The following is a 14,369-nucleotide window of genomic DNA, read 5'->3' on the forward strand; positions in this document are numbered from 1 at the left end:
GGGATTAGTGGTCAGCACCAACCATCACGTTGGACGCCTTAATCACTGCGTAAGCGGTCTCGCCAACCTTCAGGCCCAGCTCCTTGATGGACTCGTTGGTGATGGACGCAGAGATAACAACCTCGGGAGCGATCTCGATCTTAACGATGCCGTTAGTTGCACCCTCAGTAATCTCAACAACCTTGCCAGCGAACTGGTTACCTGTAGAAAGCTTTATGAAGCCGCGTCTTTCACTCAATAAACGTACAAAATAATCTAAGCACTCTACACGCCGTAGCCATTGAGAATTATCTTCCAACCAAAATATTACGCACCAACTATGCAAGTCTTATTTTCGGATTTACCCATGCCCCGAATCCGCCCCTAAAGACCAACAAAAACCAGCCCCGCACATGCGGTTCACACCCGCCAAATGGTATAGTCAGCACGAACGCGAGAATCCTCGTACCCCCCACCGTCGCACCCCTTGCCTGGCTGACGCGCGCCCACACGCCGAAGCACCACCGCAAGTAGCACCGCGGTAACAGGAGAGCGGCACATCCGCACAGATCGAAGAAGGAACCATGAGCGAAAACCTCAACGAAATCGAAGCACCCGCCTGCCCCGAATGCAACGAAAACTACACCTACGAAATGGGCGCACTCTGGGCATGCCCCATGTGCGGCCACGAATGGGAACGCACTGCAGCCGGCGAAACTGAAGAAGCAGCAGACTCCAAGATTATGGACTCCGTCGGTAACGAGCTCGTCGACGGCGACTCCGTCACCATCGTCAAGGGCCTGAAGGTTAAGGGCGGCGCAGACATCAAGGCGGGCACCAAGGTGCGTGGCATCCGCCTGCTCGAATCCCCCGTGAACGGCCACGACATTGAGGCGAAGGTCCCTGGCGCAGGCCAGATGTACCTGAAGTCCTCCGTGGTGAAGAAGGCATAAAGCGCTTCGCATTAGATGCAGAAAAGGCGGCACCTACCGCACTAGCTCGCGCTAGGGGAGGTGCCGCCTTTTGCTTTATAAAAATTGCTTAGGTTTTAAAAGAAATTGACAAATATCTCTTTACTTTTTACCGGTCAAGCCCATGTACAGGGAAATAGTTAGCATTGCAGCAATAATTGAGATAATCCAGCGGATCCAGTCAATGCCGCTAGTGTCTGCAACACCCAGCTGGGTTGCTGCCCAGGTACCGATAGCCGCGCCGACAGCACCGCAGATAATGGTCCAAAGAATTGAAATATTCTGACGGCCTCGCATAAAGAAGCGTGCAAGTGCACCAATGATTGCGCCGGTAATAATAGTGCCAATAAAAGTACCCATTGTCATCTCCTTGGGTCAATATATCTGCCACTGTGGCAGATAGTATGTTGATTTCAATTATCAATTATACGTAAATATGATGCAAGAAGAACTTATGAGAGCTTTTATTAAGCTAAAAGCACCTTAATGTTTTATCTCTAAAACACTAAGGTGCTTTTCTCTTCAATGAGATGAGTGTCGAATGTATCGAATGGTGAATGTATTGGCTACTTCGACTTACGCCAAATCTTCAGTGCGCTACAAATCATCGGCAGCTGCAGGGGTAGGCGACCGTACGCAATAGCCTTACGCTGAGTGGACTGGTTACGCGCATCCAGCGCCATCTGAATGTTTGCGGGGAATACTGCAACAAACAGCAGAGCCGCAAGCAGGCCACCGGCACGGCGGGTCTTGTCATTAGCCAGCAGGGCAGCGGTGCCCAGCTCAGCTACACCCGAGCCGTGAGTGTATGCGTGGGGAGGACCCGGCAGGTACTTCGGCACAATCGAGTCGAAGGGATCCGGGATGATGAAGTGCAGAGCACCCATCACAGCGAGGGCGCGAGCCATGCGAGTAGCCGAGCGCTCAGCGCTATACTCTTTCTTCTTAAAAATACTCATGCTCCCATTATGCGCCTGTCAGAGGCGTATTCCTTGGTTCAAGGGCATGTTGAACCACTGCGTGTTTGATTGTCTAGAATGCGGACTCAGCACGTCACACAGAAAAACATTGTTCAAAGGCAGGTAAGATAGGAAGCGATGGCATCACGTGCGGATGACGCCCCGCCTGCCCTCACCTTTGGGTGAGTCGCCAGGGGAGCAAAACACCGGGTGCCTACCGGAACAATCAAAGGAGTTATACCGTGAAGAAGATTCTGTGCATCGCTATCCTGGCAGGCGCCGCATACTTCGGTTACAAGAAGTTCGTTGCCTAAACAGCTAGCCCTCGGGCGCTCTACATATCCTTAAGCAACGAAAAACCCGCCGTCTCACATATGCACCATATGCGAGACGGCGGGTTTCTTGTATGCCCAACTTCCTGAGTTTTAAACGCGTAGATTCTGGGTTGCGAGACTATGAGACGGATTGTCCAGTAGCTCGGCCTAGTAGCTCGGCGGAACCTCACCGGTCATCACAACCTTGTTCTGCGATGAGCTCCAGCTGAACTCAGCGGTCGTGCGGCCGCTTGCGCTGGCGGAGCTCTCATCGCCCTTCACATAGCGGTAGGTCACGCTAATCGAGCTGTCCGAGGTGCGGGTAATCACCGGGGAGAACGAGTACGGCTCATAGGTTGCGGTACCAATGAACTTGCCGCGGTGGAACAGCAGAATGTGGTGCGCCATCGAAGAGATACAGCAATCAGACGGGGAAGAACCCGGAATCGCGTCAATCCACGACAGCTCAGCACAGGGGTCATAGCCCTCATAAGTGCTGGAAACGTTCGTCCACTGATCCCACCTGCTCTTATTCTTCAAATTGCGCAGCGCCTTAGACACCACGGTCGATGCAGAATCAGAGGCACAGGTGGAGTCCTTCTTCAGGTCAGACTCCGGATCAGCGTTCTTCGACTCGGAGGCGGTCGGCTCAGCATGAACTGTAATCGTCACCACCGACGGCGCCGGAGCAGGTGACGAAGCACTCACGGATGCACTCGGGCTCGCCGACGGGGTGGGGAACAACTCCTGCGTAGAAGTAGCGCTCGCTGAAGCAGAAGCGCTACCAGAAGAAGACACCACGGTACCAGAAACAGCAGAATCAGTGCTTGCCGAGCAAGAAGTGACAACAAGAGCTAGAGCGGCGCCCAGCGCAGGTAGAGCTAAAGAGGTACGACCGGTAAAGCGGCGGCGTGTAGAAGACATGAATACTCCTCAGATGCGCATCAGCGCACATCAGTACTGGTCATGAAGCGAATAGTGAACTCGTCCAGTATAGGGAAAAAGAGGCGGGCGCGCGGTGCGTGCGGTCAGTGCCGTTCGTTACCGTAGAGTCACAGACCGGGATTACCGTTAGACAGCCGCTACAGCAGGGCCAGAAGAAGTGAAGTAACGTAGCAGGAAATCAGCTATGCGGAAACTCCGCCCACTAGTACCTGTGTCCCCTTGCACACCCGCCGCATCCAAGGGACAATGAAGGTATGGCTGAAGTAACTCTACATAATGAACTCGTAATCCACACCAACGGTGACCTTCCCGCAGTCGGCGCAAAGCTGCCCGAATTCTCGGTTCTCGCGGCTGATCTCTCCGAGATTTCCTCCGCAGACTTCGCAGGTAAGAACCTGGTGCTGAACATCTTCCCCTCCGTCGACACCGGTGTGTGCGCAACCAGTGTCCGCACATTCAACAAGCAGGCTGCAGGCCTGGAGAACACCGTCGTGCTGTGCGTCTCCAACGACTTGCCCTTCGCAATCGGCCGCTTCTGCGCAGCCGAGGGCATTGAGAATGTCGTCACCTCCTCTGCTTTCCGCTCCTCCTTCGGTGAGGACTTCGGCGTGAAGCTCGTGGACGGCCCCCTGGCTGGCCTGCTGGCACGCTCCGTGGTTGTTGTGAACCCCGACGGTGAGGTTGTCTACACCGAGTTGGTTCCCGAGACCACTAACGAACCCAACTACGAAGCAGCCCTGGCAGCTATCAAGTAATCGTAGATTTGGTCGCTATCGAACCAATATCCGGCGGGAGCCAAAGCAATAAGCGTTGACTCCCGCACAGTACTTCCGCCCGAGGAACCAGCTCGGCGGTAACAGCACAGCAGATACTGAACGTCTACAGCGCATCACGATGGGGTTCATCCACACATGCGGCTGGCGACAGCGTAGCGCCCCGCCCACCCGAAGTACCGGGTCGGCGGGGCGCTTTACTATATCCAGACTTAGTGCGCGACCCAGACTTAGTGTGTGGGGGCGCCGGGATGACCGGGAACGCCGGCTTCGGCAGGTTCCTCATCGGCGACCAGCATATGCTCCGGCAGGGTGCTGCGGTGCTTAGCCACAACAAAACGCGACACCAGCAACAGAATGTACACCACCATCGAAATCAGTAGCATCGACTGTGGTGCCACCAGCAAACCAACCGCCGCAGACGCAGCAGCCATCACACCAATCAAATGATCCTTTGACGCCTGGTAAGCATCGATGGCGAGCACCGCAAAGAGCGCCGTCATCACAAAATCCACGCCCTTGAGCTCACTCAAGAAGCTTGCACCCAGCATATAGCCGAGCGTTGCGCTCGCCAGAACACTCAGATGTAGGCCCGCATGAATCCATAGGATACGGGAACCACGCAGCTTATGGCGGTCCGGGCCGGTGTTCAGCGCGTACGCCTCATCGATGAGCGTGTACACGGTGTAGAACTTCGCCAACCCACCACGCACCCGCTCAATCGGATACGAGAGACCATACATGAGGTGACGTGAATTAATGAGCAGAGTCATCACGGCGATAGAGAACAGTGAGGCATGATTCGACACCATATCAATCAGCACGAACTCTACCGAGCCAGCAAAAACAACGGTAGGTAGCAGAGGCGCCACCCAGAACGGTAGATGGTAGCTGTGGACAAGCACACCCAAACCAATACCGACAAAGAACAAACCCAGCATAATCACACCGGCGATGCGCACCGCCTCTGTGAAGCCACTCTCTCGCGGCTGCTGAGAGCCTTGCGCATCGGGGGAGGTAGGCGCCTCCACCACGGGAAGCATACCGGTTAGCGGAAGAGCGGAGGCAATAACCTGCTCAACCTGTTGCTGGGTTGCCTGCTGAGGTGAGGGCTGAGAAGAAGCAGAATTCTTAGAGATGTTCATCATGACCCCCTAGAAAACCCAGTTAGCCAACACAACGCAGGTGACGGTACCCGCCACCATGCTCAGCACCATATTCTTACGCCACAGGTGCACCCCCACGGTCACCACCAGGCCCGCAAGGTACGGCGCTGCCGTAGCGAACGAGGAGTAATTAATCTTCGCCACCGCATAGATGGCAAGTAGTGCGACCGCGCCGAGCGGAATCCAGTGGCTGAGCGCATCCAGTAGTTCGGAGCCAGCCAGAGCCTTTTTCAGACCGAAGGGGAGCAGGCGCAACAGAAAAGTAATTCCAGCAGCAATGAACACCGCAGCAAGAATATATCCGGTGGTTACTTCACTGTTCATAAGGTTTATCTCTTTCTGCACTACCTCCCCCAAAGACCCATGAAAGAGTGAAAGAACCCTGAACGAAGCGTGTGGGTGAAGCCGTGAAAAAAGGGCAGGGAGAGCCTACTCATAGAGAAGGCGCTCAGTAGTGCGGTAGGTACGTGAGTTGATGAAAGCCGCGAATAGTGAGGTGGAGGGGTATTCCTTCCGGGCAGAGACTACATCTCTGTATGACCTCGGGTGGTGCCGCTCCCGGTGCGGTGTTACTCCGGGGCGGCACAGCGTTCTGCGTCGCTAGTTTCCTTAGCGGTGTCTTTCATCTGAGTCATGGGTACCTCAACTTCTGGGGGCCTCCGTGCAGGTTCGCATGTGAAGGCGTCTTTTGAATCCTAGAAATAGAAAGAGGGGAGAGCGGTGCTCTTCATCTATCCTAGCGGGTTTTGAACACATATGTAATGTTCTTACTGTTGTGTGGAAGCGGGCGCATCAGCGGTAGTGGTGGTGTCGCTACTCTCAGTTGTTTCTGCATAAACAGTACGATGCGGCAGGGTGCCGCGGCGCTTCGCTACCGGGAAGCGCACCAACAGTAGCACCACATACGAACCCAACGCCATCACCAGGAAAGAGGACGGCGCAAAAACTAGGGCTACCGTGGCAGAAATTGCCATAAATAATGCTGCCACACGATCCGGGTTAGCACGGTAACCGTCCATGGCAAGCACCGTGAAGAGTGCTACCATCACAAAATCAACGCCCTTTAAAACGCTCAAGAAGCTTGCACCGAGCACATACCCGAGGATTACGCTCAGAATCCATGAGACGTAAATCAGAGTGTTTACCCACAGGATGCGTGCACCGGAACGGTCATTGCGGTCAGGGCCGGAGTTGAGAGCAAACGCCTCATCACAGAGAGTGTGAATGGCGAAAAGCTTAGCCCAGAAACCCTTGATCCTGTGTAGAGGATAGGAAAGACCGTACACTAGATGGCGGGCATTCACGAGGAATACTGTCAACGCAATCGACGTGATAGAGGCACCACCAGAAATCATGCCCACCATCAAAAACTCCACCGAGCCGGCAAACACCAGTGAAGAAATCAGTGGTGCCGCCCAAAAAGGCATATGGTGCGCACTCAAAATAACACCCAAACCCAAACCCAGCACCGCGATACCGAGCATCACCACGGAAGAATCCGCCATAGCCAGACGGATATTATTATGTGTACTCGTACGCTCAGTGCCGGGGGTCTGTGCCATCAAAGAGTTCCTTGTGTGCGTTGTGCTTTTCAAAAAATTTGCTGTGTGCGCGAGCGGCTTCGAAGCCCCACCGCGGTTTTCCAGTGTATAGGAGCGCTTAGATGGCCGTCGAGAAAAAGAGACCGGGAATAAAATACGAGAAACACGCTTATAGTGAATGACACTAAACAGCGCGGCGCTGAATAACCTGGCGACCGCACAAGCAACCCGAAAGGAATCTCAATGGCTGAGCAGAACAACACCGGGCAGACTGCAGAAGAACAGAAGAAAGTCTATGAACGCCAGCAGGAACGCCGAAAACTCGACAACTACCGCCAGACCAAGATTGAGCGCATCGACCGCCTGCGCTACCGTGCCTACGGTGCCAACGGCGCAACACTCGACTTCGGTGTGGGTGAGGGCCTGCTAACCCCCGTCGAGCTACTACTCGCCGCTATTGCCGGATGCTCCTCCGTGGATGTGGACGCGGGCACCTCCCGCCGCTCCACCCTCGAGGTGTTCGAAGTGCTCGCCTCAGCACTGAAGCAGACCGAAGATGGCGCGGTGCGCCTCGACGACGTTGAGGTGGACTTTGACGTGCGCTTCCCTGAGGATGAGCAGGGTGCTAAGGCGCAGAAGATGGTGAACCGTCTGATTCAGCTCAGCGAGCAGAAGGACTGCACCGTTTCTCGTACCGTGGAACACCCCACGAACGTTTCGTTCCACAACCTGGCTGACTAAAGCCTGGCGAAGTAGATAAGCCAGGGGAACCTAGTAAACAGGTTTTGAACCCTCCTGTACCGCTTGTGATGAGATGGTGCGGGAGGGTTTTTCTGTGTTTTTGTGGTTTTGGGGTGGAAAAGAACCTGAAAAGCGAGTAGGATTGACCCTCAGATTAGAAAAACTTATGATACGTAAGAAACCCTAATGATTGAAGAATTTCTTGACAGCAGACTAAACCTTCGGCGACACCACCCGCAGCAAGACTAGACTGGACACCAGACTAGACCGCTAGCAAACGCACGAAGCAAGAGCCTCAGAAAGAAGACCTGACATGGCACAGCCTACAGAGACTTCCGGCGTTGCATCGGAAGCCACCTCCGCAGAGGGTGAACTGAAGCGAGGCCTCTCCGCCCGCCACATGCAGATGATCGCAATCGGCGGCGCAATCGGCACCGGCCTCTTCGTTGCCTCCGGTAAGACCATCTCTACCGCAGGCCCCGGCGGCGCAATCCTCGCCTACGCCCTCATCGGCATCATGGTGCTCTTCCTCATGCAGTCCCTCGGCGAGATGGCTGCTCACCTGCCCGTCCCCGGCGCATTCCAGACTTACGCGGCACGCTACGTGTCTCCGTCCTTCGGCTTCGCCATGGGCTGGAACTACTGGTTCAACTGGGCGATTACCGTCGCTGCCGAACTCGTAGCCGTCGGCGAGGTGATGAGGTACTGGTTCCCGAACGTCCCATCCTGGGTATGGGCGGCAGGATTCCTCGTGCTGCTGACCGGCATCAACGCCCTCTCGGCACGCTCCTACGGTGAGAGTGAATTCTGGCTCGCCACCATCAAGGTCGTCACCGTGGTCGTCTTCCTCATCGCAGGTATCGCCATGATCTTCGGCATCCTGGGCGGTAGCTCCCCGGGCGTCTCCAACTGGACTGTTGGTGAGGCACCCTTCGTCGGCGGCGCACCCGCCGTACTCGCCATCTTCATGGTGGCTGGTTTCTCCTTCCAAGGCACCGAAATGATTGGTGTGGCAGCCGGCGAATCTGAGAACCCCCGCCGCGACGTGCCCCGCGCACTGACCAGCGTGTTCTGGCGCATCATGCTCTTCTATATCGGTGCGATGGTCGTCATTGGCTTCCTAATTCCTTACACCGACCCGAACCTGCTCACTGCAGCGGACGGCAACATCAACATCTCCCCGTTCACCCTCATTTTCGAACGTGCGGGTATTGCTTTTGCGGCAGCCATCATGAATGCCGTGATCCTCTCCGCAGTGCTCTCTGCAGGTAACTCGGGCCTATACGTTTCGGCACGTATGCTCTTCGCGCTCGCCCAGGAGGGTAAGGCACCGAAGATGTTCACCCACATCAACTCCGGTGGCGTGCCCATGAATGCGCTACTGGCCACCGCCGCAATCGGTGCGGTCGGCTTTATCGCCGCACTTCTCTCGCCGGATGGTGCGTACCTGTGGCTGGTGAACGTGTCCGGTCTGGCTGGCTTCATTACCTGGGTGGGTATCGCCGTGGCTCACTACCGTTTCCGCCGCGCATACCTGAAGCAGGGCAACAGTTTGAAGGATCTGCCCTATGTGGCGCCGTTCTTCCCCGTGGGCCCGATTATAGCCTTCCTCATGTGCCTGGTCGTTATTGGTGGCCAGAACTATGAGGCGTTCTTGAGCGGTGACTGGGCTGGCGTGCTCAGCTCCTACATTGGTCTGCCCGTGATTATTGCGGTCTGGCTGGTGCACCGCGTGGTCACTCGTGACCGCATCATTCCGCTGGAGCAGATTGACGTGAGCGGCATTGATGTTAAGGTTTCGAAGTAATGCGAACATGCAGAACTATTGGCTGCAATAGCTGATACGTGAAGAGCCGCCGGTTCCCCCCATAAGAGGGGAGCCGGCGGCTCTGCTGATGCAGAGAGTTCCCCATCGAGGAGATGAACGTCTTTATCCGTGGGCTGAGTCAAGAATTTGAAGCGTCCAGATGCTAGGGTGGAAAGCATGCAGAACAACCCCTATACCCCTGCCGGCGCGTCACACACCGGGCAGCCCGCCGCTACACATGGCGCTATCGATAATGCACATCGTATTGTGAACGTGTGCGCTGTAGCCATCCGCACTAAGGACGGGCTTGTTCTGACCGTGCGCAAGCAGGGTAGTGACGGGTTTATGATGCCCGGCGGCAAACCTGAACCGGGGGAGACCCCGCTACAGACCGCCTGCCGTGAAGTAAGCGAAGAAATCGGACTCACCCCCGACCCCATCCGGATGCACTACCTGGGCATTCTGAAGGCGGCGGCATTGAATGAGGTCGGCTTTACGGTACGCGCCGAAACCTACGAATACTCACCCACCGACGAGCAGCACGAACAGCTGGCTACGCTGGTGCCGCAGGCTGAAATCGCCGAGCTGCGCTGGGTCAACCCTGCCATGAGCAGCCCCTCCGATTCTGATGCGCAGGCACCGCTGAATACCGAGCAGATTTTCCCGCTACTGGCGCGTACCCCGCTACCTTAACCGTTGAGCCCAACGTGCCTCTGAACTGGCGGGTGGCACACATGAGGTACACAGGTGCATCCGGTACTCTCAACACGGCAACATCTATCGCGGGTAGAACGCATAGAGGCGCTCCACCCCGGAAACCCTTATACACCTCAAGGAGAACCATGAAGAAGACTGACTACAACCTTGCCGTCTACTGCGGTGCACGCTCCGGCAACGACCCGCTCTTCACCACCCGCGCCCAGGAGCTCGGCACTCTCTGCGCCCAGAACAATATTGGCGTGGTGTACGGTGGCGGCCGCACAGGCCTCATGGGCACCATTGCGGGCGCAACCCTGGATGCCGGCGGCGTGGTCTACGGCGTGGTCACCCACAAACTGGTCGGATTGGAGGGCGTGTACCCCGGCCAGACCACCCTCGAAATTGTGGACACCATGCACCAGCGCAAAATCGCCATGATTGAGAAAGCCGACGCATTCGTTGCCATGCCCGGCGGCCCCGGCACCCTCGAAGAGTTCTTTGAAGTTTTTAGCTGGCAGTTCCTTGACATTCACTCCAAGCCGGTGGCCCTGCTGAACGTCAACGGCTACTGGAATAAGCTCATCGACGCCATGCACTACATGGCGTCCACCGGCCTGCTCAACGAACGCTACCTGGATGAGCTCATCATCGCCACCACCCCCGAAGAGCTACTGGAGGCGCTCGCCAAGGACCTGGAGCGCCGCGCCACCAACAAGAACGCCGCTGAATAAAACCAACACTGCATAAAACCAACGCAGAAAACGAGATTGACTATGGTAACCACCCCCAGCCAGGCACGTACCCTGCTGCTGACTTTCTTCGGCCCGTTCCCCGGTGTGCCCGTGAACCCCACCGTAGTGCTCGCCGAAGGCGCTCAGCGTCTGCTGACTCAGATGCGCCCGGATTTGAACGTCATCATCCGCGAGCTGCCCGTCAGCTACGACGGCTCCAGCACCGCCCTGCGTACCGCCCTGCAGGAGGTACAGCCCGATGCGCTCATCAGCCTGGGCGTGGCGGTTGGCCGCGACGTGCTCAGCCTCGAACAGGTCGCTATCAACCTGGATTCTGCCGGTATTGAAGATAACGACGGCGACCAACGTTGCGATGAGCCAATCGCCCCGGGAGGTCAGGAGGCGTACTTCTCCTCCCTGCCGGTGCGCGCCAGTTTTGAGCGCCTGCGTGCGGCGGGAGAGCCGGTCGAGATTTCGTACACAGCCGGAACATACGTGTGTAACCACGTGTTCTACGAGGGGCAGCGCATTAGCCGTGAACTGGGTTTGAGCATTCCCGCCGGATTCGTGCACGTGCCCGCAACGTGCGCCGACGGCGAAGAGAGTACCGAAGGCATCGGTATGACCGCTCACCGTGACGCCGGTGGCGTAGTCCGTGACGAGCAGGGCATCCCGCAGCTACCCGAATCCACCGTAGTGCGCATTATTGCCGAGGTCGCCTCCGACACCCTGCCCGCAGTGGACTAACAGCACGGTATTGAGCTAGAACCCGTACAACAAAACTGCCGGATAGCCTCCCTCACTGGGATCCTATCCGGCGGTTTGTGCATTTGTGCTGAGCTAATTTGCGCTGGGCCAACACAGCCGGGCTATAACACCGGCACATGCAGGCTCACACTACTACTTGGTGCGGTTCTTCAGGTAGTAGTCAATCAGAGAAGCGGTCGAAGAATCCTGACGAGCCAGAACCTCACGGTCACCTTCAACAGCGGGAACCAAATCCAGCGCCAGCTTCTTACCCAGCTCAACACCCCACTGGTCGAAGGAATCAATGCCCCAAACAACACCCTGAACGAAGGTGATGTGCTCGTACAGGGCAATCAGGGAACCCAGAACGCGCGGGGTCAGGCGCGGCGCCATAATGGAAGTGGAGGGGCGGTTACCGCTGAAGATACGTGCGTTGACCACGTGCTCTGCGGTGCCCTCTGCACGAACCTCTTCCTCGGTCTTACCGAATGCGAGAGCCTGAGACTGTGCGAAGAAGTTAGCCAGGAACAGTTCGTGAACGTCCTGCTCGCCGTCCTTGGTCGGGTGGACCGGGTTAGCGAAGGCAAGGAAGTCTGCGGGAATCAGGCGGGTACCCTGGTGGATCAGCTGGTAGAAAGCGTGCTGGCCGTTGGTGCCGGGCTCGCCCCAGAACACTTCACCGGTTGCGTAGTTGACAAAGGAGCCGTCCGCTCGAACGGACTTACCGTTGGACTCCATGGTCAGCTGCTGCAGGTAGGCGGGGAAGCGGTGCAGGTACTGGTCGTAGGGCAGAACCGCGTGGGTCTCTGCGCCGAGGAAGTTCACATTCCAGATGTTCAGTAGACCCATCAGAACGGGCACGTTCTGAGCCAGGGGAGCGGTGCGGAAGTGCTCATCTATTGCGTGGAAGCCCGCGAGGAAGTCAGCGAAAACCTTCGGGCCGAAAACGATAGCCAGGGAGGTGCCGATAGCGGAGTCTACGGAGTAGCGGCCGCCAACCCAGTCCCAGAAGCCGAAAGCGTTCTCGGGGTCAATGCCGAATGCTGCAACCTTATCCAGTGCGGTGGAGACAGCCACGAAGTGCTTAGCCACAGCCTCGGAAGCTTCCTTACCTTCCAGCGCGTCAGCCTCAGCCAGTGCGGACAGCAGCCATTCGCGTGCCACGCGCGCGTTGGTTAGGGTTTCGAGGGTGCCGAAGGTCTTAGATGCGACGATGAACAGGGTGGTCTCGGGATCTAGGTCGGAGACCTTCTCAGCCACATCGGTCGGGTCAATATTGGAGATGAAGCGTGCGGTGATGCCTGCATCAGCGTAGGGCTTGAGAGCCTCGTACACCATGACCGGGCCCAGGTCGGAGCCACCGATACCGATGTTCACAACGGTCTCGATACGCTTGCCGGTGATGCCGGTCCACTGGCCGTTGCGCACGCGCTCAGCGAATGCGTAAATCTTCTTCAGTACGGCGTGTACGTCTGCGTCTACGTCCTGGCCGTCAACGGTCAGTGCCGGGGTGTAACCCTCGGGGCGGCGCAGAGCGGTGTGCAGTACTGCGCGGTCCTCGGTGACGTTAATGTGCTTGCCGGAGAACATTGCCTCGCGAGTCTGCTCCAGCTTGACCTCTTCAGCGAGCTTGACCAGCAGTTCAAGGGTTTCGGAGGTAATCAGGTTCTTGGAAAGGTCGACGTGCAGTTCGTCGGCGGTGAAGCTGAGCTTCTGCGCGCGTTCCGGGTCAGCGGCAAACCATTCGCGCAGGTTCGGAGTGAGGGACTTGTGATGAGCGGACAGGGCAGACCACGCGGAGGTGGTCGTAGGGTCAATAGAAGTAGTCATGGTTCCATTCTCTTATTTTCGGGTGCCTATGTCACCTCTTTCGAGGGTGAGAGAGGACGATACTGCGAAAAAATCGAAACCTGGCACGCCATTGTGTGCCTTACAGTATCAAGATGTAGAGTAAACCCCATGACTTCTTCACCTGAACACACGCATGAGACTATTTCTGAGAGCGCATTGCGCTACCTGCTCATTTCTCGCGAAGGGGAAACCCTCCTCAACGATGAGGGAACCGTGCACTATCTGACCGGTAGTGATTCTGCCGAACTGCTGCCTGAGGAAGCTATCCTGGCGCACAGCATAATCCGTCCCGCCGCTTACAGCGATGACGTGAAGAAGAATGGCACGGCAGAGGTGCACGTGATTTACTGCGAGGACAAAACCCTCGCGCAGGTTGCCACCGAGCTGAACAACCCTCGGGTGCGCGCCTCCATCAGCGGTTTCCGCTACTACCCGGTCCACGAGGACCCGGAAGGTCGTGCCCACTACGCCACCGCCCTGGCACGCCGCGACTACCTCATCGACATGCGCTACTCCGCCTACAGCGGTGAGGAGGCGCCCCTCGGTTCCAAGGGAATCCGCCGCACCGCCTCGGGCGAAATGGTGTTCCCCCGCATTGAACCCGCCGTGATGGCGCTGGTGACCAGCCGTGACGGCGAGCGCGTGCTATTGGCGAATAACCGCCAGTGGCACCCCAACCGCTTCGCTCTCATCGCCGGTTTCGTTGACCCTGGCGAAAACCTCGAGGAGGCAATCGCCCGCGAAGTCTACGAAGAAACCGGCTTGCACGCCCTCAGCACCGAGTACCGCATGAGCGATGTGTGGCCTTTCCCGCGTTCGCTCATGATTTGCTACCGGGTGCACGTGGATGAGAACGAAACCATCATCCACCACGATGGCGAGATTCGTGCCGCACGCTGGTTCACCGCCGCTGAGCTGCGTGAGGCAATTGCTCTTTCGGAGGAGCGCGGCAACAGCGACGAGGACGACCCCGCCAAACTGGAGTTGCCCGGCACGAACGCTGTCGCTCGCCGCATGATTGATGAGTGGCTCACGGAAAAGCCCTAGTGATACACTGGTAGCTAAGCCCAACGGAGGGGGTCCGTTTTGGCGTGCCCGGAAACGTTCTCATCGCAGAGCGGGTCCATCGGCAAATACCCAAACCG

General features: G+C 57.0%; 16 protein-coding genes. 8 read left to right on the forward strand and 8 right to left on the reverse strand.

What is annotated here, in order from left to right:
* Nucleotides 1-4: 4 nt before the first annotated feature.
* Nucleotides 5-238, reverse strand: a complete 234-nt coding sequence (locus tag ACUXHH_RS02550) for a TOBE domain-containing protein (protein ID WP_458390755.1) — start codon at nucleotides 236-238, stop codon at nucleotides 5-7.
* A 325-nt stretch (nucleotides 239-563) separates the two neighbouring features.
* Between ACUXHH_RS02550 and ACUXHH_RS02555 the strand changes: the two genes are divergently transcribed.
* Nucleotides 564-932, forward strand: coding sequence for a zinc ribbon domain-containing protein YjdM (locus ACUXHH_RS02555; protein WP_458390756.1), 369 nt, complete (start codon nucleotides 564-566; stop codon nucleotides 930-932).
* Between the two features lie 120 nt (nucleotides 933-1,052).
* Here the strand turns inward: ACUXHH_RS02555 and ACUXHH_RS02560 are convergent, their stop codons facing one another.
* The 3 genes from ACUXHH_RS02560 to ACUXHH_RS02570 form a co-directional block, all read right to left on the reverse strand.
* Nucleotides 1,053-1,310: a GlsB/YeaQ/YmgE family stress response membrane protein gene (locus ACUXHH_RS02560; RefSeq protein ID WP_044150247.1), complete on the reverse strand. Its 258-nt coding sequence runs from the start codon at nucleotides 1,308-1,310 to the stop codon at nucleotides 1,053-1,055.
* A 206-nt stretch (nucleotides 1,311-1,516) separates the two neighbouring features.
* Nucleotides 1,517-1,909, reverse strand: coding sequence for a DoxX family protein (locus ACUXHH_RS02565; protein WP_012903126.1), 393 nt, complete (start codon nucleotides 1,907-1,909; stop codon nucleotides 1,517-1,519).
* 482 nt (nucleotides 1,910-2,391) lie between these two features.
* A complete protein-coding gene (locus ACUXHH_RS02570) occupies nucleotides 2,392-3,147 on the reverse strand; it encodes an LppP/LprE family lipoprotein (RefSeq protein WP_458390757.1) in 756 nt (251 codons plus the stop codon).
* A 275-nt stretch (nucleotides 3,148-3,422) separates the two neighbouring features.
* On the opposite strand from ACUXHH_RS02570, the gene tpx reads away from it, so the two are divergent.
* Nucleotides 3,423-3,923 (forward strand): thiol peroxidase, encoded by a 501-nt coding sequence (gene tpx, locus ACUXHH_RS02575; protein ID WP_070593671.1) that lies wholly within the window; start codon nucleotides 3,423-3,425, stop codon nucleotides 3,921-3,923.
* 248 nt (nucleotides 3,924-4,171) lie between these two features.
* Here tpx and ACUXHH_RS02580 read toward each other — a convergent pair whose 3' ends face one another.
* The 3 genes from ACUXHH_RS02580 to ACUXHH_RS02590 all read right to left on the reverse strand — a co-directional run bounded on the left by ACUXHH_RS02580 (nucleotide 4,172) and on the right by ACUXHH_RS02590 (nucleotide 6,669).
* On the reverse strand, nucleotides 4,172-5,089 hold the full coding sequence (locus ACUXHH_RS02580; RefSeq protein ID WP_279741148.1) for an AzlC family ABC transporter permease: 918 nt from the start codon (nucleotides 5,087-5,089) through the stop codon (nucleotides 4,172-4,174).
* Nucleotides 5,090-5,095: 6 nt separating this feature from the next.
* Entirely contained in the window at nucleotides 5,096-5,431 is a 336-nt protein-coding gene (locus ACUXHH_RS02585) for a branched-chain amino acid transporter permease (protein ID WP_279741147.1), read from the reverse strand.
* A gap of 443 nt (nucleotides 5,432-5,874) precedes the next feature.
* A complete protein-coding gene (locus tag ACUXHH_RS02590) occupies nucleotides 5,875-6,669 on the reverse strand; it encodes an AzlC family ABC transporter permease (protein WP_279741145.1) in 795 nt (264 codons plus the stop codon).
* Nucleotides 6,670-6,891: 222 nt separating this feature from the next.
* Here ACUXHH_RS02590 and ACUXHH_RS02595 point away from each other — a divergent pair, with 222 nt between their 5' ends.
* From ACUXHH_RS02595 to ACUXHH_RS02615, 5 genes are all read left to right on the forward strand, one after another.
* Entirely contained in the window at nucleotides 6,892-7,389 is a 498-nt protein-coding gene (locus ACUXHH_RS02595; protein ID WP_279741143.1) for an OsmC family protein, read from the forward strand.
* Between the two features lie 313 nt (nucleotides 7,390-7,702).
* The gene (locus ACUXHH_RS02600; protein WP_279741141.1) at nucleotides 7,703-9,196 is read left to right on the forward strand and encodes an amino acid permease; all 1,494 of its coding nucleotides are present in this window, start codon (nucleotides 7,703-7,705) and stop codon (nucleotides 9,194-9,196) included.
* 177 nt (nucleotides 9,197-9,373) lie between these two features.
* A complete protein-coding gene (locus ACUXHH_RS02605; RefSeq protein ID WP_279755123.1) occupies nucleotides 9,374-9,889 on the forward strand; it encodes an NUDIX hydrolase in 516 nt (171 codons plus the stop codon).
* 149 nt (nucleotides 9,890-10,038) lie between these two features.
* Nucleotides 10,039-10,626, forward strand: coding sequence for an LOG family protein (locus ACUXHH_RS02610; protein WP_314078940.1), 588 nt, complete (start codon nucleotides 10,039-10,041; stop codon nucleotides 10,624-10,626).
* Between the two features lie 42 nt (nucleotides 10,627-10,668).
* The gene (locus ACUXHH_RS02615) at nucleotides 10,669-11,373 is read left to right on the forward strand and encodes a pyroglutamyl-peptidase I (protein ID WP_279755138.1); all 705 of its coding nucleotides are present in this window, start codon (nucleotides 10,669-10,671) and stop codon (nucleotides 11,371-11,373) included.
* Nucleotides 11,374-11,526: 153 nt separating this feature from the next.
* Here ACUXHH_RS02615 and pgi read toward each other — a convergent pair whose 3' ends face one another.
* Complete coding sequence (pgi, locus tag ACUXHH_RS02620; RefSeq protein WP_458390758.1) at nucleotides 11,527-13,203, reverse strand: glucose-6-phosphate isomerase; 1,677 nt, start codon at nucleotides 13,201-13,203, stop codon at nucleotides 11,527-11,529.
* Between the two features lie 129 nt (nucleotides 13,204-13,332).
* Between pgi and ACUXHH_RS02625 the strand changes: the two genes are divergently transcribed.
* Entirely contained in the window at nucleotides 13,333-14,271 is a 939-nt protein-coding gene (locus ACUXHH_RS02625) for an NAD(+) diphosphatase (RefSeq protein WP_314078942.1), read from the forward strand.
* The last annotated feature ends 98 nt before the right edge of the window (nucleotides 14,272-14,369 follow it).

The sequence above is a fragment of the Rothia sp. 110740021-2 genome (assembly GCF_054263775.1).

What these genes read in the sequence shown, in the direction of transcription:
- ACUXHH_RS02555 (WP_458390756.1), top strand. Translation starts at nt 564, where the DNA reads ATGAGCGAAAACCTCAACGAAATCGAAGCACCCGCCTGCCCCGAATGC.
- ACUXHH_RS02560 (WP_044150247.1), bottom strand. Translation starts at nt 1,310, where the DNA reads ATGGGTACTTTTATTGGCACTATTATTACCGGCGCAATCATTGGTGCA.
- ACUXHH_RS02565 (WP_012903126.1), bottom strand. Translation starts at nt 1,909, where the DNA reads ATGAGTATTTTTAAGAAGAAAGAGTATAGCGCTGAGCGCTCGGCTACT.
- ACUXHH_RS02570 (WP_458390757.1), bottom strand. Translation starts at nt 3,147, where the DNA reads ATGTCTTCTACACGCCGCCGCTTTACCGGTCGTACCTCTTTAGCTCTA.
- tpx (WP_070593671.1), top strand. Translation starts at nt 3,423, where the DNA reads ATGGCTGAAGTAACTCTACATAATGAACTCGTAATCCACACCAACGGT.
- ACUXHH_RS02580 (WP_279741148.1), bottom strand. Translation starts at nt 5,089, where the DNA reads ATGATGAACATCTCTAAGAATTCTGCTTCTTCTCAGCCCTCACCTCAG.
- ACUXHH_RS02585 (WP_279741147.1), bottom strand. Translation starts at nt 5,431, where the DNA reads ATGAACAGTGAAGTAACCACCGGATATATTCTTGCTGCGGTGTTCATT.
- ACUXHH_RS02590 (WP_279741145.1), bottom strand. Translation starts at nt 6,669, where the DNA reads ATGGCACAGACCCCCGGCACTGAGCGTACGAGTACACATAATAATATC.
- ACUXHH_RS02595 (WP_279741143.1), top strand. Translation starts at nt 6,892, where the DNA reads ATGGCTGAGCAGAACAACACCGGGCAGACTGCAGAAGAACAGAAGAAA.
- ACUXHH_RS02600 (WP_279741141.1), top strand. Translation starts at nt 7,703, where the DNA reads ATGGCACAGCCTACAGAGACTTCCGGCGTTGCATCGGAAGCCACCTCC.
- ACUXHH_RS02605 (WP_279755123.1), top strand. Translation starts at nt 9,374, where the DNA reads ATGCAGAACAACCCCTATACCCCTGCCGGCGCGTCACACACCGGGCAG.
- ACUXHH_RS02610 (WP_314078940.1), top strand. Translation starts at nt 10,039, where the DNA reads ATGAAGAAGACTGACTACAACCTTGCCGTCTACTGCGGTGCACGCTCC.
- ACUXHH_RS02615 (WP_279755138.1), top strand. Translation starts at nt 10,669, where the DNA reads ATGGTAACCACCCCCAGCCAGGCACGTACCCTGCTGCTGACTTTCTTC.
- pgi (WP_458390758.1), bottom strand. Translation starts at nt 13,203, where the DNA reads ATGACTACTTCTATTGACCCTACGACCACCTCCGCGTGGTCTGCCCTG.
- ACUXHH_RS02625 (WP_314078942.1), top strand. Translation starts at nt 13,333, where the DNA reads ATGACTTCTTCACCTGAACACACGCATGAGACTATTTCTGAGAGCGCA.